The 19,437-nt window shown below is 70.9% G+C and carries 15 protein-coding genes and 1 pseudogene; 7 read left to right on the forward strand and 9 right to left on the reverse strand.

The features are described 5' to 3' along the window. Positions 1-52 precede the first annotated feature (52 nt). A complete protein-coding gene (locus EBN03_RS30345) occupies positions 53-970 on the reverse strand; it encodes an AraC family transcriptional regulator (RefSeq protein ID WP_122191601.1) in 918 nt (305 codons plus the stop codon). Positions 971-1,066: 96 nt separating this feature from the next. Next, positions 1,067-2,437, reverse strand: a complete 1,371-nt coding sequence (locus tag EBN03_RS30350; RefSeq protein ID WP_158675790.1) for a cellulase family glycosylhydrolase — start codon at positions 2,435-2,437, stop codon at positions 1,067-1,069. A gap of 162 nt (positions 2,438-2,599) precedes the next feature. On the opposite strand from EBN03_RS30350, the gene EBN03_RS30355 reads away from it, so the two are divergent. Further along, a complete protein-coding gene (locus EBN03_RS30355; RefSeq protein WP_122191603.1) occupies positions 2,600-3,076 on the forward strand; it encodes a GNAT family N-acetyltransferase in 477 nt (158 codons plus the stop codon). 88 nt (positions 3,077-3,164) lie between these two features. Here the strand turns inward: EBN03_RS30355 and EBN03_RS30360 are convergent, their stop codons facing one another. After that, a complete protein-coding gene (locus EBN03_RS30360; RefSeq protein WP_122191604.1) occupies positions 3,165-4,616 on the reverse strand; it encodes a CoA transferase in 1,452 nt (483 codons plus the stop codon). Between the two features lie 100 nt (positions 4,617-4,716). Continuing rightward, positions 4,717-5,322 carry a TetR/AcrR family transcriptional regulator gene (locus EBN03_RS30365; RefSeq protein ID WP_122191605.1) on the reverse strand — a complete coding sequence of 202 codons (606 nt, stop codon included), beginning with the start codon at positions 5,320-5,322 and terminating at the stop codon, positions 4,717-4,719. Positions 5,323-5,402: 80 nt separating this feature from the next. On the opposite strand from EBN03_RS30365, the gene EBN03_RS30370 reads away from it, so the two are divergent. Together EBN03_RS30370 and EBN03_RS30375 are read left to right on the forward strand one after the other, a co-directional pair. After that, positions 5,403-5,783: a DUF4345 domain-containing protein gene (locus tag EBN03_RS30370; RefSeq protein WP_233608747.1), complete on the forward strand. Its 381-nt coding sequence runs from the start codon at positions 5,403-5,405 to the stop codon at positions 5,781-5,783. A gap of 20 nt (positions 5,784-5,803) precedes the next feature. Beyond that, positions 5,804-6,613: a siderophore-interacting protein gene (locus tag EBN03_RS30375; RefSeq protein ID WP_122191607.1), complete on the forward strand. Its 810-nt coding sequence runs from the start codon at positions 5,804-5,806 to the stop codon at positions 6,611-6,613. A gap of 54 nt (positions 6,614-6,667) precedes the next feature. Here the strand turns inward: EBN03_RS30375 and EBN03_RS30380 are convergent, their stop codons facing one another. The 4 genes and pseudogenes from EBN03_RS30380 to EBN03_RS30395 form a co-directional block, all read right to left on the reverse strand. Further along, on the reverse strand, positions 6,668-8,005 hold the full coding sequence (locus EBN03_RS30380; RefSeq protein WP_325052113.1) for a salicylate synthase: 1,338 nt from the start codon (positions 8,003-8,005) through the stop codon (positions 6,668-6,670). 60 nt (positions 8,006-8,065) lie between these two features. Then, positions 8,066-8,881, reverse strand: a complete 816-nt coding sequence (locus tag EBN03_RS30385; RefSeq protein WP_122191608.1) for an ABC transporter ATP-binding protein — start codon at positions 8,879-8,881, stop codon at positions 8,066-8,068. Next, a complete protein-coding gene (locus tag EBN03_RS30390; protein ID WP_233608748.1) occupies positions 8,878-9,894 on the reverse strand; it encodes a FecCD family ABC transporter permease in 1,017 nt (338 codons plus the stop codon). The genes EBN03_RS30385 and EBN03_RS30390 overlap by 4 nt, the downstream gene beginning before the upstream one ends. After that, positions 9,891-10,892: pseudogene (locus EBN03_RS30395) on the reverse strand (FecCD family ABC transporter permease); the annotation flags it as partial. The gene EBN03_RS30390 and the pseudogene EBN03_RS30395, both read right to left, overlap by 4 nt. 232 nt (positions 10,893-11,124) lie before the next feature. Here EBN03_RS30395 and EBN03_RS30400 point away from each other — a divergent pair. The 4 genes from EBN03_RS30400 to EBN03_RS30415 all read left to right on the forward strand — a co-directional run bounded on the left by EBN03_RS30400 (position 11,125) and on the right by EBN03_RS30415 (position 14,291). Then, entirely contained in the window at positions 11,125-12,480 is a 1,356-nt protein-coding gene (locus EBN03_RS30400; protein WP_122191610.1) for a SagB family peptide dehydrogenase, read from the forward strand. 80 nt (positions 12,481-12,560) lie between these two features. After that, positions 12,561-13,529 (forward strand): ABC transporter substrate-binding protein, encoded by a 969-nt coding sequence (locus EBN03_RS30405; RefSeq protein WP_122191611.1) that lies wholly within the window; start codon positions 12,561-12,563, stop codon positions 13,527-13,529. A 40-nt stretch (positions 13,530-13,569) separates the two neighbouring features. Further along, positions 13,570-13,887: a type II toxin-antitoxin system Phd/YefM family antitoxin gene (locus EBN03_RS30410; RefSeq protein WP_158675791.1), complete on the forward strand. Its 318-nt coding sequence runs from the start codon at positions 13,570-13,572 to the stop codon at positions 13,885-13,887. Further along, on the forward strand, positions 13,884-14,291 hold the full coding sequence (locus tag EBN03_RS30415) for a type II toxin-antitoxin system VapC family toxin (RefSeq protein WP_122191613.1): 408 nt from the start codon (positions 13,884-13,886) through the stop codon (positions 14,289-14,291). Before EBN03_RS30410 ends, EBN03_RS30415 begins: the two co-directional genes overlap by 4 nt. Before the next feature lie 63 nt (positions 14,292-14,354). Here EBN03_RS30415 and EBN03_RS30420 read toward each other — a convergent pair whose 3' ends face one another. Then, a complete protein-coding gene (locus EBN03_RS30420; RefSeq protein WP_122191614.1) occupies positions 14,355-19,436 on the reverse strand; it encodes a non-ribosomal peptide synthetase in 5,082 nt (1,693 codons plus the stop codon). Between the last annotated feature and the right edge of the window lies 1 nt (position 19,437).

A 19,437-nucleotide genomic window follows, 5' to 3' on the forward strand; every position in this document is an offset into this window, starting at 1 on the left:
GGGCGCCGGAGCGGTCCGCGCGAATGCGGAACGCTCCGGCATCGGCGCGTCCCTACACGGCGATCGGCGACACGTCGGCCCCGTCCCGGCGATACTGCCCGGGTGCCTGTCCGTATTCGCGTTTGAACGCCTTGGCGAACGCGAATTCCGAGGTGTAGCCGACCTTGCGGGCCACCGCGGCGAGCGGCGCGTCGGTGTCGCGCAACAGGCGTGCCGCGGTGAGCAACCGCCACCGGGTCACATAGGCCAACGGCGCCTCACCCACGGTCGCGGCGAACCGGCGGCCCAGGGTCGCGCGCGAAACCCCCGCGATCGCGGCGATTTCGGCCACCGTCCACTCCCGGGCCGGATCCTCGTGGATCGCGCGCAACGCCGCGGTGACGGCGGGGTCGGCGAACGCGCCGGCCCAGCCGGTGCGGCCGTCGGCGGCCTGCTCGTCGAACCAGGCCCGCAGGACGAACAGCACCATGGTCTCCAACAGCGCGGGCACGGCGGCGTCGCTGCCCGCGCGTGGCTCGGTCAGCTCGGCGAGCAGCAGGTCGACCGCGCCGCGCAGGGACGGGTGCCGGTCGGAACGCGCTGGGAGATGGATGAATTCGGGCAGTTCCGCCAGCATCGGGTGACTGCGGGCCCGGCCGAGCTCGTACGCGCCACACAGCAACGCCGTCCGGGTGCCGGATCCCACGATCTCGCGTGGCTCGCCCGGTCGTGCCACCTCGGTGACGGGGGTGTCGAGCCGATCGACGAGATCGTGGTCGGCGCCGCGCGGCATGAACAGCACATCGCCGGGGCCGAGCGCGATCGGTTCGACATCGACCGGCACCGCCCAGCAGGACCCCTGCAGCACCACATGGAACCCCGCGCCCGGGACCACCGGATAGCGCCGCCCCCACGGCGCGTGCCGCACGAACAGGCCGGATGCCGGCGTGCCGGTGCGAATCGCCGCGAGGGCGTCACTCAAGATGTCCACCCTGCCACGGTACCGGCGGGCCGCAAACGGGTGACCGGCGTTGCCGAGCGTGAGCCCGCTGTCGGGTAGGCCGCACGGTGTGCGGCGGGCAGGACGTCAGTTGCGGGTGACGGTGAGCTGCACGGTGTTTCGGGTGGACCGCAGTTGCAGCAGCGGGGCGTCGGGCGCGGAGACGACGTCCGCGCCGTCGGCCCGGACCTGGTAGCCGTTCGGGTAGTCGGCCGTCGGCAGGTACACCTCGCTGCGGGTGTCGGTGAGCGCGTGGTTTGGGTCGACGGGGTCGGTGGTGTAGGTGAGGGTGAAGGTCGCGGTGGCGGGGTCGTAGTGCCAGTTCTGTGGGGTTCCCGCGACGGCTCGCGGGTAAGGACGGATGATGCCGGTGCCGGGACTGACCAGGTTCGGGCCGGTCGGGGGCTGTTGCGGGTGGTCGGACAGTTGGTTCTGGGTGAGTGACCAGAGCATCCACGAGGCCATGCGGTCGTCGAGGTCACCGGTGACGCGGCCGAGGATGGCTCGATCGTCAGTGGCGCCGAATTCGGTGACCACGCCGACGGTGTCGTCGGCGCGGGTGCGGTCGAAACCGTTGTCGGGGCAGGTGCGGATCGGGCCGAGGCAGTAGTCGTGGAAACTCATGCCCGCGTTCGGGTCACCGGTCGGGTTCGAGATCGCCACCGGCGCACCGAAATCGGTGGTGAGGAACGGCTCGTAGAACAGGATGTGTCGGGGGTCGGCCTGCCGGATCGCGGTCATCGCCTTCCCCTCGAACGAGGCGAGTGTGCCCGACATGGCCGGGCAACCGTCGAGCAGGCAGTCGGGGTGGGTGATGCCGGGCCACGGCTCGTTGATCAGGTCGTAGCCAAGCACGTACGGATCGTCCGCGAAGCGTTCCGCGACGCGAGACCACATGGCCGCGTAGTGCTCTTGAACGCCCACGCCGTCCGAGGCGGGATGATCCGCCCAGAAGTTCGCCCAGGTCCGGTTCTGCGCCGGACTCAGCGCATAAGCGGCGAGCAGACCCGGAATCGGTTGCGGTGGAAGCCCGTCCGGGAAGGCGGCCCAGTCCGGGAATCCGTCCCAGCCGGCCCCGACCCGCTCGTCGAACCCGTCCTGATGGGAATCGACGAGCGAGTAGATCCCGTGCCGGGCCAGGACCTGCTGCGTCCGCACGATCTCCGCGAGGTAGTCGTCGTCGTACTCGCCGGGGTTCGGCTCCACCTTGCTCCAGGCGAATCCCAGCCGCACGCTGTCGATTCCGTTGTCGGCCAGGTATTGCGCGTCCTCGTCGCCGAACCCGCCGGCGGCGGGGAAGTAGGGCGGGTACTTGTAGACCAGGTTCACGCCGTGCAGCGTGATCACCCGGCCCGTCTGATCGGTCAGCCACCGGCCGGAGTGTCCGAGCAGCGCGGTGTCAGAGGTGTCGGCACCCGCCGTCGCGGGCACGACCGCGGCGAGCACAAGTGCCGCCACGCCCACACACCGGGCCGCGGCAGCGCCGGCCCCGGACCACCCGCTCGAACGCCCCCGAACGGCAGAGTTAGCGACCATGCGGCAAACCTAGCCGCTGCCCACAGCGGAACCGCTCGACCCGGAGTCCGTGTCGCCGGGACACAGACGCTCTACCCTTCTCCCATGGCGAGGGAGAAGTTCTCCGGGCCGTCGGACTGCCACGTGCGTCCCGCCGGCCGCGGCGATCACGGTGCGGTGCTCGACCTGATCACCTCCTTCTACCGGCAGGAGGGTTTCGCGACCGCGACGGACGTGCTGGCGGCACACCTGACGACCCTCATCGTCGCCGACAACGCCCGCGTAGCGGTCGCGATCGCCGAACACCGTTGTGCCGGTTTCGGTATCACCACCACGTCGTTCGGGCTGGAACAAGGCCTCGTCGCCGAACTCGAGGACCTGTACGTCCACCCGGACCTGCGACACCGCGGGATCGCGTCCGCGCTGATCGAGGACAGTGCGCGGTGGGCCCGCGAATGGGGGTGCGGCGAGCTGGAACTCGTCGTCGCCGACCACGGGCACGGCGTCGGCGCACTGCTGGAGTTCTACCGGCGGCGCGGATTCGCCGACGGCGGCCGCAGACTCGTCAGCCGACGCCTCTGACCGCACCGCACACCTACCGGGAGAACCCCTGGGCACCGGCCACTTCCGCGCGAATCTGCAGACCGCGCAGACCATGGGCTGAGCGCGGTCAGCGGCTGCGCCACTGCGGGCGGCTGGAACCACGGGGAACCAGTGGCGGGTCGGGCCAGCGGGCCGGAGTGTGGGAGAAGCGGACCGGCGGCGCGAGCATGTGGATGTCGCCGAGGGGGCTGGGGGAGTCGTAGGCCTCCGGGTCGCGGAGCTGGTGGCGGTCGGCGGTGCCGGCGCGGGCCGGGTCGACCAGGCCCAGCGACCGGTACCACATGGCGGCGCGGGTGAGGTTGACCGTGACGTGCCAGGAGCCGCCCTCGGTGGCCCGCTTGTTCAGTGCGGCGAGGGCGCCGACCGCACCCAGGTAGCCGGTGATGAAGTCGTTGATCATGCCGGTGACGGGGAGTTGCGGGTCCTCGAGGGTGCCTTCGAGGGTCATGAGACCCGAAGCGGCGGAACCGTTCATGTCGAAACCGCCGCGGTTGCGCCACGGGCCCTCGGAGCCGTAGCAGGTGACCGAGACGACCACGATGCCCGGATAGCGGGCGGCGAGCTGATCGGGGTCCAGGCCCAGGTTCTCCAGCTTGTCCCCGCGATGATTGTTGACCACGACATGGGCGTCGGCGAGCAGCCGGTCGGCCCGCTCCCGTCCGGTGTCGGTGCTCAGATCGACGTAGGCGCTGCGGGAGCCGATATTGGCCTCGGCGTAGATGAAGTCGTGCTCGTAGTCGTTGGGGCGGGTGGCGCACAGGACGTCCGCGCCGTGCTCGGCCAGGGTGCGGCCAACCGTGGGACCGGCGATGGCGTGGGTGAACGAGAGCACCCGGATGCCGTCGAGCGGCCGTGCGGCCGAACCGAATTCGGCGACGGGCGCGTCACCGAGGCGGCGCAGCCCGATCACCGGTTGCTCGGCCAGCAGGGCGCCCTGCGGGTGGGCCAGCCATTCCTCCGGCGTGCGGGCGATGCACAGTGGCAGCCCGGCCGCGTTGGCCGACTCCTCGAGTTCGGCCGCGTCGCGGGTGGCGAATGCGGCGGCCGCCTTCGTGTAATCCGGTGGGACGTCGAGGAATCGGCACCATTTCGCGGCCAGGTGCGGGTACACGCCCGAGGCCATGACCGTGCGTCCGTCGGCGGTCCGGTAGGGCGCCAGCAGGAACGGATTGTCGGCGACCAGCGGATGCGGCGGCAGCTCACCGGAGATCGTCGGATGCCAGAACGCGTGCGGGGTGATGCCGTGCACGGCCTGCCGCAGGTCCAGGTGCAGATCCTGATCCGGCCCGCCTCGCCGCCGGTGCAGTGCGACGGCACCGACCGCCGCCGCCATGATCGGGATGCCGATACACGCCCCCAGCCGGTGCCGGGCGGGCAGGATCGGATCTTGACCGCTGAAATCGACACTGCCCCCGGCATCTTCGGCCGTCAGGCCGACCGGTGCCAGCAGATCGTTCAGTGCCGCAACATGATCGAGATCGGTGTCGGTTTCATCGAGCGTGGTGGAATGCTCGGTCATCTGTCCCCCTCCGGAACGATCGGTCGGTGCCGCTGAAGATCGACCTTAACCGCGCGGGGCACCCACCTTCATAGCGCGGGAGGCTGACTCCGGCCGGGCGTCATCGTTCGTCGTGCGAAGGCGCCGATGGAAACTGTGCTCCGACAGTCGCATCGAACGCGGCCATGCACAGCGCCAGGTTCTCGGCGGGCGTGATACGGCGGTCGAGGTGGGCGCTCAGGGTGGTCTCCCGGACGAAGGCGATCCAGCCGGTGAACGCGGCCTCCGCGAGCCGGCGCGGGCGTCCCGTCACGCCCGCGGCGTCCAGCACCGCCGCGCACACGCCGGCGAAGGTCCGCTCGACCGGCTCACGTACCGCCGGGTCGCGCGCGATCGAACTGCGATTCGCGATGATCACCAGCGGGAGGTGCGCCGCGTAGAAGTCGAGATACGACTGCAGGATTCGCTCCACCCCGGCCCGGACCGCCGGTGGCTCGATCCCGGACCGGGCATCGCCCAGCCGTTCGTGCGCGCGTGACCAGATCGCGCCGAAGTACTCGGCCTTGGTGCGGAAGTAGTGGTAGAGCAGCGCGCGGGTGACGCCGGCGGATTCGGCGATGTCGTCCATGGCGACGTCCTCGAACGGCCGGGTGCCGAATACCCGCTCGCCGACGTCGAGCAGTTCGCTGCGGCGCTGCTCCGGGGTGAGGCGGCGGCGAGGAGGCACCGGTCGATTCTAGGGGTTGACGGCGCTGGGCAGCGGCCCTACCGTTGACTTATTCAACAGTTGTCAAATAAGGGGCCGTGATGCGGGTGTTCCGGGGCTGGCTGGTGCTGTTCGGCGTGGTGATGATCGCGATCGCCGTGGCACACCTGCTGTTCGGGCAGGCGACCTATATCGGCGGCGGTGCGGTGAACTCGACGATGGATTCCGACCTGCGGTTCTTCAATGTCCTGTTCCTGGCGTACGGGTTGGCGTTCGTCTGGGCGGCACGAGATATCCCGGGGCGGGGGCGGGTGGTGGATCTGCTCGGCCTGCTGTTCTTCGCCGGGGGCGTGGTGCGGCTGCTGGCCTGGGCGGTGTCGGGTGCGCCGAGCTGGTTCTACGTCGTGATGATCCCGGTCGAGTTGATCGTCCCGGTGCTGAACTACGGGTGGCCGCGGGCGCTGGCGCGGGGGTCAAGTTAGGGTTTGCTAACCTTATCTGCATGGCGAAGCGTGGCAAGTACATCAAGCCGGCCCAGCGTCGGGTGCACAGCGTGGAGGTGGTGTCGAACAAGCAGATCAGCCCCAATTTCCGGCGGATCACGCTGGGCGGCAACGGCCTCGACGGTTTCGAGTCGATGGGCTACGACCAGTGGTTCCGGCTGTTCATGCCGGGCCACAGCGGGCTGCGACTGCCCACCGCCACCAGCACCCTGTGGTTCGCGCAATACCTCATGATGGGCAAGGAACACCGGCCGCTGACCCGCAACTACACCGTCCGCGAGTTCCGCCCGGCAGGTGCCGACGGTCCCGAACTCGATATCGACTTCGCCGTGCACGACCCAGAGAGCCCCGCCGCCACCTGGGCGATCGCGGCCGCGCTGGGCGACCGCGTCGGCCTGCTCGACGAGGGCATCACCTATCAGCCGCCGGAACACACCGGCTACACCCTGCTCGCGGGCGACGCCTCGGCACTGCCCGCGGTCGCCGGGGTCCTCCGCGACGTGCCCCGCGACCTGCGGGGTGCCGCCTACCTGGAGATCGCCCACGCCGACGACGCCCAGGACCTGGGCGAACCCGAAGGCGTGCAGGTGCATTGGCTGATCCGTGCCGATTCCGCCGCGCCGTGGGGGCAGCTCGCGGCGGACGCGGTCCGGACCGCCGACCTGCCCGGCAGTGGCGTGTACGGGTTCCTGGCCGGCGAGCAGAACCTGGTCGCCGGCCTGCGCCGGCACCTGGTGCACGACCGGGGGATCCCCAAGGCCGACGTCACCTTTACCGGCTACTGGCGAGAGGGCAAGTCGCAGGGCTGAATTCGGTGCCGGACCGAACGGGCCGCCCCGGCGCATCGCCGGGGCGGCCCGCTGTCATCGAGCGCGGACCACGTACGGCGAGACGCTGCGCAGCTTCTCGCAGGTCTCCTCGAATTCCCGGGCCGGTGTGGACTGTCCGATGATCCCGGCACCCGCCCGCAGCCACGCCGAGCCGCCGGACTGATACACCGCGCGCAGTACCAGCGTCGCCTCCAACGCGCCGGACGGCGAAACGGTCAGGACCGCACCGGAATACAGCCCACGCGGGTCGTGGTCGTGCCGGAAGATCGCGTCCACGCCGGGCGCCTTGGGGATCCCGGCCGCCGTCACCGACGGGAACAGCACCTCGACGGCGTCCCACGGAGAGCGCCCGGCCGCTAGCCGGCCACGGACGGTGGAGGCCAGGTGCTGCACGCTGCCCCGCTCGCGCACCGACATGAAATCGGTGATCGACTCGGTGCCGGGCTCGGCCACCGAGGAGATCTCGGTCAGCGAGAGTTTCACCGACGCAGCGTGTTCCACGATCTCCTTCGGATCGGCCTCGAGTTCCCGGCGCGCCTGCCGGTCCCGCGCGTGGCCCAGGCCGAACGCGCGGGTGCCGGCCAGTGGCTCGGTGGTCACCACGCCGGTGTCGTCGACCGCCGCGACCAGTTCCGGGCTGAAGCCCGCGGCTTCGAAATCGCCGAGCCGCAACAGGAAGGACCGGGCCGGGGTGTTGTGCGCGCGGCCCAGCCGGTAGGTGGCGGCGAGGTCGACGCCGAACGGGATCGCCACGCGGCGCGACAAGATCACCTTGCGGTAGTGCCCGGCGTGGATCTCGGCGACGGCCGTGGCGACCCGATCCCGGTACCCGGTGGGATCGGCGCGCACCTCGACCGGTTCGGCGGTGGGGAGCGGTTCCGGTGCGGCGGTGAGGATTTCGGTGATCGCCCGGGTCTCGTCCGGTGTGGTCCCGGTGATCGTCGTCCGGTCGCCGGCGAACGTGATCTCGACCCGGGGAACGATCAGGTGCGCCAGGGCCGTGCCGGCGGGCACATGGTGTGCGGCGTCGAGATGGTATGCGCAGCACTCGAATCCGATCCAGCCGCACGCCGAGGTGGCCCGGCCGGCCGCGCCGAGCTCCTCCCGCACGAGGTCCAGGCTCTCGGCCAGGGCGCCCAGCGGGCGGCCGGACCACCGGATCCGTTCGGTTCGTCCATCGACCGTGCGGCGGACTTCGGCGGTGTCGAGTTCCACGCGGCCGATCGGATCGGCCGAGAACACCCATTCGCCCTGGCGTTCGTAGACGACGTACTCGGCGAACAGGCCCGAGGCGGCCAGCCGGGTCACCAGGTCCGCCGGATCGGCGTCGGCGGTGCGGGGCTGCGAATCGCTGTGCAGCGCAATGGTCACGGTATCCTCCCAAGATCTTTGTTAGGTTAGCATTCCCTAATAAAGATGCCCAAGACCGGTTCACCCGTTCCCGCGGCGGCCGATCGGCACGACCAGCGGACCGCCCGACACCGGACACGTGGTGACCTCGGCACGCAAGCCGAACACGCGCTGTAGCAACGCCGCATCGATCACGTCCGCGGGCGCGCCGGCGGCCACGATCCGCCCGTCGTGCATGACGACCAGCTCGTCGCTGTACCGGATGGCGAGATTCAGGTCGTGCAGCACCATCACCACCGTGCGGTCCGCGCCGGCCTGCAGCTCGTGGACCAGGTCGAGCACATCGACCGAATGCGCCAGGTCCAGATAGGTGGTCGGCTCGTCGAGCAGGAGGATGTCGGTGCCCTGCGCCAGCGCCATCGAGATCCACGCGCGCTGGCGCTGACCGCCGGAGAGCTCCTCCAGCGGGCGATCGGCCAGCTCCGCCATCCCGGTCCGCTCGAGCGCCGTCGTCACCTCGTGCTCGTCGTCGCGCGACCACTGCCGCAGCCACGAGCGATGCGGATGCCGCCCGTGGGCGACCAGATCGCCCACGGTGAGGCCCTCCGGCGCGACCGGAGTCTGCGGCAGCATGCCCAGCGTGCGGGCGACGTCGCGCCCGCGCATGCGCGCGATCTCCTTGCCGTCCAGCAACACTCGGCCCGACTGTGGCGCGAGCAGCCGGCCCAGGGTGCGCAGCAGGGTCGACTTCCCGCACCCGTTGGGGCCGATCACAGATGTGATGCCGCCGGGACGCAGCCGCAGGTCGAGGCCCTCGATGACCACCCGGCCGTCGTAGCCGACGGTCAGATCCTGTGCGACGAGCCGGGATTCGGCCACGGTGTCCAGATCGGTCATGACGAGGCCTTCCGGTTGGCTCGGACGAGCAGATAGAGCAGGAACGGTGCGCCCAGCGCCGCGGTGACCACCCCGACCGGCAGCGGTCTCGGCAGCAGGGTGCGCGCGACGATATCGCTGCCCACCAGCAGAATCGCGCCGACCAGCGCCGATCCGGCGAGCGGTTCGCCCGCGGTGCGGAGCACCCGGCGGGCCAGCTGCCCGGCCGCCAGCGCCACGAAGACGACGAGTCCGGCCGCGGCGGTGGCGAATGCGGCGGCCGTGACTGCCGCGAGCAACAGCAGCGCTTGGTCCCGGTGCACCGCGACACCCAGCGACCGGGCGGTGTCCGCGCCGAACCGCAAGGCCGCCAGCGCGTGTGCGCGCGAGAGCGCGAGCACGGCCGCGGCGCCCACCCCGATCACTACCGGAACCACACGGTCCCAACTGGTTTCGTCGAGCGAACCGTTCAGCCACGCCTCGGCCCGCACCACATCGGTGAGCCGGGCCTGGACCAGCAGCCAGCCGATCCCCGCGGTCAGCGCCGCGTTCACGCCGATCCCGATCAGTACGATCCGGAGGCCGTCCACACCGTTGCGCCAGGCGAGCAGATAGATGCCGCCGGCGGTGACGAGTCCGCCCGCCAAAGCCGCGGCCGGAACTCCCAGCGCGCCGGCCGAACCGGTGACCACCGCCGCGGTGGCCGCGAACCCGGCGCCCGCGGTGATCCCGAGCATGTCCGGTGCGGCGAGCGGATTGCGGAGCACCGACTGCGTGATCGACCCCGACAGGCCCAGGGCCACACCGACCACCGCCGCGGTGAGGACGCGCGGCAGCCGGGACTCGAAGATCACGAAATGCTCGGCGCGCGTACCGCTTCCGGTGAGCGTGCGCACGACGTGCGGCAACGGGATCGAGTAGTCACCGCGGGCGAGATCCACGCACACCAGCAGGAACAGCAGCAGGGTGCCCGCGGCCAGACCCGCGACCACGCGCGGCCGCCACCGCACCGACAGCGGGCCGACCCGGTTCACAGCTGCACCAGCTTCCGACGGCGGACCAGATGGACGAAGCAGGGCGCCCCGGCCACCGCCAGCACGATCCCCGCGGATACCTCGCCCGGCGGCGTCACGACCCGCCCGAGCGTGTCGGCGGCCAGCAGCGCGATCGCGCCCAGCAGTGCCGAATACGGCAGCAGCCAGCGATGGTCCGGTCCGGTGATCGCGCGGGCGACGTGCGGCACCACCAGTCCCAGGAAGGCGATGGGCCCGCACGCCGCGGTCGCCGCACCCGACAGCAGGACCACCGCGAGCAACCCGACGCCGCGTGCGACCGGAATGTTCGTGCCCAGCGCGCGGGCCACATCGTCACCGAGGGACAGCAGGTTCACGCTCGGTGCGGCCGCCAGCGCCAGCACCACGCCGACGGCCAGATACGGCAGCACCTGCCAGAACACGTGCAGGTCGCGGCCGGCCGTCGAGCCGACCGCCCAGAACCGGTACACGTCGAGCGCCGCCGCGTCGGACAGGACCACCGCGTTCGTTCCGGCCTGTAGCAGAAAGGAGACCGCCGCGCCGGCCAGGGCCAGCCCCAGCGGTCCGGGTGCGCCGCGTCCGCCCAGGGCCGCGGCGCCGTAGACGACGATCGCCGCGCCGGCCGAACCGGCGAAGGCGAACCAGATGTACTGTCCGGGCGCGCTCAACCCGAACAGGTGGATCGCCACGACAGCGAAGAACGCTGCGCCGGTGTTCAATCCGAGCAGCCCGGCGTCGGCCAGCGGATTGCGGGTGTAGCCCTGGATCAGCGCACCGGCCAGGCCGAGCGCGATGCCGACCGCCGCGCCCAGCAGGGTGCGCGGCACTCGCAGGGTCCGGATCACCTCCGCGTCCGGTCCGGTGCCGGATCCGGTCAGTGCGTGCACGACGTCGGGGAGCCCGATGCCCTTCGCGCCGAATGCCAGACTCGCGGCGACCGCCGCCACCAGCAGGACCGCCAGGCCCAGCAGCCCGGTCAGTCGCTGGGTGCGCAGCGCCTGCCGGTCCGGGCGGGTACCACTCTCCATCACGAACTTAGGCTAGCCTACACTTCGCATAACGGAAATCGGGCGGGGGCGCACCGCGAATCGCCCGGTGAAGTCCAGCGGCCGGTTCCGGCGGCCGGAGACAACCGGCCGCATCGCCGAGAACGGGCGGTGCAACCCGCGCCGATCCGGCGGCGCCGGTCGAGCAGAGCGCGCCGCAGGGCGAAGAAGGAGTCGAAAACCCATGACGCACACGGTGAACGAGCCAACCGTCGCACTCGGGTTCCGGTACGCGCTGCGCTCCGGCGTCACCTGCCTCACGCTGCCGAACCGGGTGGCCGTACTGTCCGCGCCGCCGCGCAAGTTCCAGCGCGCGGGGCTGGACGCCGCGCAGCTGGCCGCGCTGCAAGCGCTGAACTCGAACAGCACAGTGCTCGTCACCGCGGACGACTCGGTATCCGAACTCCTCGCCGAACTGGCCGACGGCGGCTGGCTCGCGGTGACCGTCCGCGCCGCCGGACGCGACCTGTACACGCTGCGGCCGTTCGCCGAGCCCCCGGCCGCGCCGGCCGAGATCCCCGCGACGGTGACCCCGTCGAAATTCCTGGTCCTGCACCGGGCGGGTGCGGACCTGGTGGCCGAGCATCCGATGTCCTGGTGCGACCTGGTCGTCCACGACGCGGACGTGCTCGCCGCGGTGTCCGGGCTCGCCGCGAGCCCGGACCTGCCCGCGCGGCTGCGCCGGGATCTGCTCTGGGGCGGGTTCGCGCTGGCCGAATCCGATTGCGAGGAGCACGAATTCACCACCCGAAGCTGGAGTGCGCCGGACCTGTGGTTCCATCGCCGCAGCACGCTCGGCGCCCGGATCCTGGACTGGGAACACTTCGGCCCGACCCGCTGGGCGGCCGACCGCTTCCCGGCGCCGCCGGCCCGGCCCGCCGAGCGCCCCGGTGCGCCGATCGAGCTGCCGGCCTGCGATCTCGACCTGCTCACCTGCCACGACGTGCCGTTGACCGCGGCCATCGAGGCCCGCATGTCGCATCGCAGCTTCGACGAGCGCAATCCGATCACCCTGGATCAGCTCGGCGAACTGCTCTACCGCTGCGCCCGGACCCGGGAGGTGCGCGACGACGCCGGATTCGAGCGCGCATCTCGGCCGTACCCGTCGGCCGGTGGCATCTACGAACTCGAGCTGTACCCGATCGTCCGCAACGCCGCCGGGCTCGAAGCCGGGATGTACCACTACGACTCGTTCGACCATCACCTCGTGCCGGTCGCGGATATCGATTCCGCCGCGGTGCAGCGGCTGCTGCGCATGACGTCGGCCACGCTGTCGGGTGGGGCGCAGCCGCAGGTGACCGTCGTGGTCGCGGCGCGCGCCGGGCGGGTCATGTGGATGTATGAAACCGTCTGCTACGCGAGCATTCTCAAGGACGTGGGCGCGCTGATGCAGACCTGCTATCTGGTGGCGACCGCGATGGGGCTCGGGATCGTGGCGCAGGGCTTCGGCGACACCGCGGCTTTCGGCGCGGCGGCCGGGGTCGCCGAACTCGAGGAGTGCGCCGTCGGCACCCTCATCGTGGGTTCGCTACCGGAGTGAACTACCGCCGGGGGTCTAATTTAGGTTAGCCTACCCTGGCGTGGCTCTCTCTCGTTGCCGCGCGAGAAGGAGAACCACCGATGGCACACAGCCGTACCCGGATCGGGGCCCGCGCCCTGATCGCCGCCGTGACCACCGCACTGACCCTCACGATCGCGGCCTGCGGATCCTCGTCCGACACCCAATCGGGTGCGGGGGACAAGGTGTCGGTGAACCACCGGCGCGGCACCACCGAGATCACCGGGGTACCCACCCGGATCGTCGCGCTCGGCAACCAATGGCTCGACGCCCTCGAGATCCTCGGCGCCACCCCGATCGGCTACCTCGACAACGTGTCGATCGTCTCCGGCGGCGACGTCCCGTGGGAGCCCGCGAGCCTGCCGAAGGACCGGGCCATCCAGCCCGGCGGCGACCTGGTGGAGAAGGTCGCCGCCATGAACCCCGACCTCATCCTTGCCCCCAGCTTCCTGGTCGACCAGACCAAGTTCGACAAGCTCAGCCGACTGGCCCCCACGATCACCGATCTGACTGCGGCGCAGGTGGATCCGTGGAGCGAACAGGTGAAGACCCTGGGCCGGGTCCTGCACAAGGAGGCCGACGCCGACAAGGCGATCGCCGACATCTACGGCAATATCGACGCCGTCGGCCGCAAGTATCCGGGCCTGAAGGGCAAGACCTTCCTCACCTCGTTCCTGGCCGGCCCGCAGCAGCTCATGGTGCTGGCCGACGCGAAGGACGGCAGCAGTGAGCTGTTCGTCCGGCTGGGCATGACCGTGCCGGAGAAGCTCGCCGCCCAGACCGGCGCGGGCGGCCGCCTGTCGCTGTCGCCGGAACGCGTCGGCGACCTCACCTCCGACCTGCTGGTCGCCTCCGGCAACGAGGCCAACTACAAGGCACTGCCCGGCTACGCGGACCTGCCGTCCGTGCGGAAGAACAGCGTGACGTTCCTGAGCATGGGCGATGTGACGGGGCTCAATCAGCCCACACCGCTGGCACTTCCGTACCTGCTGAAGAAGCTGGAACCGGCACTGGCCAACGCGGCAGGGTAGGACGACCGCCATTGTCTGACAAAGCCGTATCATGTCAGACATGGAGCACTCCGCGCCTGACGAGAAGATCTCTATCCGCGAGCTGCAACGTAATGCGGCCGACGTCTTCGACCGAGCCCGGCAGGGAAGCAGCTTCCTGGTGACCCGGCACGGCGAGCCGGTCGGCCGCATCGTTCCGCCGGATCCGGCGGAGGAAGCCATCGCCCACGCCATCGCGGCCGGAGTGCTGGACCCCGCTGTGCTGGCCGACCTACCCTCGGCGGCTGAGGCGGCGGACATGACGCCGGAGCCATCCGATCCCGGAACCCGCGCCGGGAGCGTGGAGATCGAATCGTTGCGCGACGAGGAGGCTCGGTGAAGTTTCTTTACATGGATAGTTGCGCGGCCATCAAGCTGTTCAAGCAAGAGGTCGAATCCGAAGCGCTGCAGCAGTGGCTGGTCGATCAGGCGCCGAGTCGGCAGATCACCTCACACCTGACCCGGACGGAATTGCGCCGCGGCCTGCACGCTGTCGGTGCTCGCCCGGAATCCATTACGCGGGCCGACCATTGGCTGCAGCGTTGCGCGCACGTCGCACTACCCGCTGCGGTGCTGGACAAGGCCGGCCAGCTCGCGCCGACCAGCCGATTGCGCTCGTTGGATGCGATCCATGTGGCTGCCGCTCTCGAATTGGGTGCTGCGCTGACGCATTTCGTCACCTATGACAAGCGCCTCGCGGCCGCGGCCGAGGACCACGGTTTGGTGGTAGCGGCACCGGAATAGCGGGCCGGTGCTCCTCCGCGCGGCCTGGCGCCAAGGCCGATCACCAGGCCGCGCGCGCGGTGGTCAGCGCTGTGCGGCCCAGGAGGCTTGCAGCGACGCCAGCATGTCGGCGTCCAGGCCGGATGCGGCCATCGGGGCCAGCTGCGGCTGGGGCTCCGGCTCGGGTGGCGACGATTCCGCCGCCGCGTCGACCGCCGCGGCCAGCTCCGCGATGCTGTAGTGCTCGAACACCAGCTGCGGGGTCAGCGGCAGCCCGGCTTCGGCTGCGCGCGTGGACCATTGGATGGCGATCACGCTGTCGCCGCCGAGGCCGAAGAAGGCGTCGTCGCGGGTCACGTCGGTGATGCCGAGCAGTTCCTCGAGCAGGGTCGCCAGCGCGCGTTCGGTGTCGGTGCGCGGCGGCTCACCGCCGGGCTGCATCCAGCGGGACACCGGTTGTGCGGCGGTCCGCGCCACGGACCTGGTGGGGTCCCAGTTCGCCGGGAGGACGTCGAGGGCGCTCAGACGCGCATCCGGGTCGGAGCCCATCGCCGTCACGACCCGCACCAGGACGTCGGCGAAGATCTCGCCGGTCGCGGCCTCGTACAGATCGGGGTTCACTACCACGCGCAGCGCGACGTCGCCGCCGGCCCTGAGCGTGAAATCGAGGTGGAAGTCCATGAAGGACACCTCGTATTCGCGCGGCATCGGGGTGGCGGTCGTGCCGCCGTCCGCGGTGAGATCCAGTGGGACAGTGTCGGTCCGGACATGCATCATGACCTGGAACAGCGGGTTCCGGGCCAGCGAGCGCGCCGGGTTCAGGGCCTCGACGACCCGCTCGAACGGCACATCCTGGTGTGAGATCGCACCCAGCGCGGACTCCCGCACCCGGCTCAGCACCTCCCGGATCGTGGGGTCGCCGGACAGATCGTTGCGCAGCACAACCACATTCGCGAACAAGCCGACGAGTTCCGCGGCGCCCTCACCGACCCGGTTGGCGACCGCGGCGCCGATCGGCACGTCGGCACCCCCGCCCAGGCGGTTCAGCAGCACGGCCGAGACCGCCTGGCACAGCATGAAATCGGTGACCCCGTACTGCTCGGCGAGATCCTTCACGGCCCGCCAGGTGGCGGTCGGCACGGTCCGTGCCGTGCCGATACCGTTGCGGCCCAACACCGGGGGACGGGGACGATCGTGGGCGATGGCCAGTTCGTCGGGCAGGCCGGCCAGCGCTGTGCGCCAGTAGCCGAGTTGCGCGGTGCCGTACGGGCTCAGCTCGCCCCCGGCGCCGTGGTCGAACATCTCCCGCTGCCACACCGCGAAGTCGGCGAATTGGCGGTCGAGCGTGGGCCATTCGGGCGCGGCACCCCGGATCCGGGCCCGATAGGCGGTGATCAGGTCGGCGACCAGGATCTCCGAGGCCGACCGGTCGGCGATGATGTGGTGCATCAGCACCGACAGCACGTGGCAGCCGGGGGCCGTCGTGAACAGCCGGACCCGCACCAGCGGCTCGTCGGCCAGATCGAAGGCGTACCCGGCGATCTCGTCGAGTTCCCGGTCGAGGGCGGCCTGCGGATCGGCGTGCGCGGTCAGGTCGGTGACGGGTACCGGTACCGGGCCCGCCGGGTGGATCAGCTGATACGGATCGCCCTCGTGTTCGGGGAAGGTGGTGCGCAGCGATTCGTGTCGGCCGACCACGTCGGCGACGGCGGCCGTCACGGCGGCGACGTCGAGCGGACCGTCGAACCGGACGGCGAACGGGACGTTCTCGCCTTCCATCGCGCCTTCCATCCGGCGCTGAATCCAGTAGGCCCGTTGCGAATACGACAGCGGGAGGTGCCCGGTGCGCTCGCGCCGGGTGATCGGCGGCCGGGCGGCCCGCGCGGCTTCGGCGGTGGCCGCCGCGATCACGCCGCTGACGGAATCCGCCGCACCGGAGTCGGTTTCGGGCGCGAAAGCCTCGTCGAGGTCCAGGCCGAACTCCGCCCGGAACTTCGCGGCCAGATGCGCCGCCAGACCGCTCACCGTCGGGGTGTCGAACGGCACCCGGACGTCGATCTCGAGTCCGAACTCGGTGCGCACCAAGGTGATCAGCCGGGCCGCGAGCAGCGAATGACCGCCCAGTTCGAAGAACGAGTCGTCGGCGCCGATCCGCTCCCGCTCGAACAGGCCACGGTAGATCGCGGCGACCCGGGTCTCGACGGGAGTCGACGGTTCCCGGTAGGTGCGCGCCACCGCCGGCAGCGGTTCGGGCAGGGCCCGGCGATCCAGCTTGCCGTGCGCGGTCAGCGGGATCTCGTCGATGACCGCGAACGCCGACGGCACCATATGCTCGGGCAGCGCGGCGCGCACCTGCGCGCGCACCTCCCGCAGGTCCAGTGGCGCCGTGCCCGCGGGGACCACGTAGGCGGCCAGGATCGGGCCCAGTGCCTCGTGCTCGGTCACCACGACCACACAGTGCGCGACACCCGGATGGGCCGCGACGGCGGTCTCGACCTCGCCGAGTTCGATGCGGAACCCGCGCACCTTCACCTGCTCGTCGGCGCGGCCCACGAACTCCAGCTCACCGGACTCGTTGCGGCGCACCAGGTCACCGGTCCGGTATATGCGCTGCGCGGTCCGGAACGGGTCGGCGACGAACCGTTGCGCGGTCGCGCCCGCCCGGTTCAGATAGCCGCGCGCGAGCTGATTGCCGCCCAGATAGAGCTCGCCCACCACACCGGCCGGCACCAGCCGCAGCGCGGAGTCCAGGACATAGGTGTACACATTGCGGTTCGGGGTGCCGATCGGCACCACCCGCGTGCCCTGCGGGCCGTCCACGCGCTGATGGGTCGAGCAGACCACGGCCTCGGTCGGGCCGTAGTGGTTGCGCAGTTCGGCGTCGAACAGGGCGCCGAACCGGTCGGCCACGTCACCGGGCAGCGCCTCGCCGCCGACCGGAACATGGCGCAGCGCTTGCCATTCGATCATCTCCGGCAGCAGCAGGAAGGTGGCGAGCATCGACGGCACCATGTGCAGCGTGGTCACGCCGTGCCGTGCGATGAGGTCGGTGACGTACGGAAGATCCTGGTACGCGTTGTGTTTCGGCACCACGATGCGGGCACCGGCCACGAGCGTGACGAAGATGTCCAGCATCGAGGCGTCGAAACTCACCGAGGACGACTGCAGCACACGGTCTTCGGGGCTCAGGCTCCATTCCGCGACGAAGCCGGTGACGTGCTCGGCGATCGCGGCGTGCGGGACCGGTACGCCCTTCGGCTTGCCCGTCGACCCCGAGGTGTAGATGACATACGCCAGATTGCCCGGCCGCAACGGCTGGTTGCGGTCGGCGTCGACCGGGTCGGTGTCGGGGCCGCCCGCCGCATCCGCCTCGGCCGCGACGATGCCCGCGCGATCGAATTCCAGTGCGGGCCGGGCGTCGGCGAGCAGGTAGTCGATGCGGCCGGCCGGATAGGCGGGGTCGATCGGCAGGTAGGCGGCGCCCGCCTTCATGATCGCCAGGATGGCGACGACGAACTCGACCGAGGTCGTCATGCGCAGCGCGATCAGGTCCTCGGCTTCGACGCCGCGCTCGATCAGCCAGTGCGCCAACCGGTTCGCCCGCCGGTTCAGCTCGGCGTAGCTCAGCTCCGCGACCGCGCCCATGTCGTCGTCACCGGAGACCGCGATCGCCGCGGGGGTCTGCGCGACGCGGCGCTCCCACAGTTCGACCAGGGTGGCCGCCGGCTCCGCGATCAGCTCTCCGTGCGAGAGCTCCAGAATCGCGGCCCGGTCGGCGGCGGTGAGCATCGCGACGTCGCGCAGCGGGCGATCGGGTGCGGTGAGGACCGTGTCCAGAAGCTGCAGATAGTGATCGAGCATCCGCGCCACCAGGGCGCCGTCGAGTTGCTCGGTGCGGTAGGTCAGCTGCAGTTCGGCGCCGCCGTCGCCGGCCACGACGACCATCAGCTCGAGCGGGTCGGTGGCCACTGCGGCGACCGGTTCCAGTTCGGTGGCGGTCACGCCGGGCAGGTCGAAGCCGTTGCCCGCGTTGCGCATCGCGAACGCGACCTGGGTGAGCCGTGCCAGTGCGTCGCGGCCCGCGACCCGATCGGGGCGCACGGCCCGGACCACCTGGTCCACCCCGACGCCGATATACGCGAACGCGTCCGAGCAGCGGTCTCGGGTGGCGGTCAGCAGGTCGGTGAAGCTGCCGGTCGCGGGCAGGTCGGCCCGCACGAGCAGGGTGTTGCCGAAGTAGCCGATCAGCGGCTGCGCGCGCGGGTCGCGGCGGTCGGTGACCGGCACGGCGACCAGGAAGTCGGTGGCCGCGGTGTAGCGGTGCAGGGTCGCCTCGAAGGCGGCCAGCAGCACCATGAACGGGGTGGCGCCGTGGGCGCGGCCGACCGTGGCGACCCGGTCCAGCAATTCGGCCGGGACCGTGCGGGTGAAGCGGGCGGCGCCCCGCTCGGTGCCGGATCCCGCTCGGCCGCCGGGCAATTCGATCGGCTCGGGCAGCGGGGTGAGGGCCGCGCGCCAGTAGTCCAGGGCCACGTCGTCGGGGGTCGCGGTGTCGGCCACATCGATGTACTGGGCCTGCAGCGGTTCGGGTTCGGTGCCGCGGTAGGCGGCGCTGACGTCGGCGAACAGGGCCGGCCAGGAGTCGTCGTCGACGGCGATGTGATGGATCACCAGGACCAGGACGTGCTCGGCGGGACCGGTGCGCAGCAACAGCGCGCGCAGCGGCAGTTCCGCGGTCAGGTCGAAGGGGCGGGCGGATTCGCGGCGGGCGAGCACCGCCACCCGCCGGGCCCGGTCCGGTTCCGGCAGATCGCTGAGATCATGGTCCTGCCAGCACAATTCGGCGTCGTCGCGGGCGATCTGGGCCGGGGCGCCGGAGTCGTCGACCAGGTAGGTGGTGCGCAGGACCTCGTGGCGGGCCTGCAGTGCGGCGAACGCGGACCGCAACCGGTCGCCGTCGAGCTCACCGTCGAGCCGGTAGGCCACGCTGACGTTCAGCGTGGTGTCCTCGGGATCCAGGGTCTGCAGGAACCACATCCGCTGCTGCGGCGCCGACAGCGGGCTGCGCACACCCGCCCGCCGCACCGCAGCGGCGACGGGCGCGGCGGCGGCCAGGTTGCCGCTGCGCAACCGCTGCTGGAGCAGGCGCTTGCGGCGTTCGTACATC

The organism is Nocardia stercoris, from assembly GCF_003696265.1.
GTDB lineage: Bacteria > Actinomycetota > Actinomycetes > Mycobacteriales > Mycobacteriaceae > Nocardia > Nocardia stercoris.

Coding starts and splice junctions, on each gene's coding strand:
- EBN03_RS30355 (WP_122191603.1), top strand. CDS start 2,600: ATGGCGAGGGAGAAGTTCTCCGGGCCGTCGGACTGCCACGTGCGTCCC.
- EBN03_RS30360 (WP_122191604.1), bottom strand. CDS start 4,616: ATGACCGAGCATTCCACCACGCTCGATGAAACCGACACCGATCTCGAT.
- EBN03_RS30370 (WP_233608747.1), top strand. CDS start 5,403: ATGCGGGTGTTCCGGGGCTGGCTGGTGCTGTTCGGCGTGGTGATGATC.
- EBN03_RS30375 (WP_122191607.1), top strand. CDS start 5,804: ATGGCGAAGCGTGGCAAGTACATCAAGCCGGCCCAGCGTCGGGTGCAC.
- EBN03_RS30385 (WP_122191608.1), bottom strand. CDS start 8,881: ATGACCGATCTGGACACCGTGGCCGAATCCCGGCTCGTCGCACAGGAT.
- EBN03_RS30400 (WP_122191610.1), top strand. CDS start 11,125: ATGACGCACACGGTGAACGAGCCAACCGTCGCACTCGGGTTCCGGTAC.
- EBN03_RS30405 (WP_122191611.1), top strand. CDS start 12,561: ATGGCACACAGCCGTACCCGGATCGGGGCCCGCGCCCTGATCGCCGCC.
- EBN03_RS30410 (WP_158675791.1), top strand. CDS start 13,570: ATGGAGCACTCCGCGCCTGACGAGAAGATCTCTATCCGCGAGCTGCAA.
- EBN03_RS30420 (WP_122191614.1), bottom strand. CDS start 19,436: ATGTACGAACGCCGCAAGCGCCTGCTCCAGCAGCGGTTGCGCAGCGGC.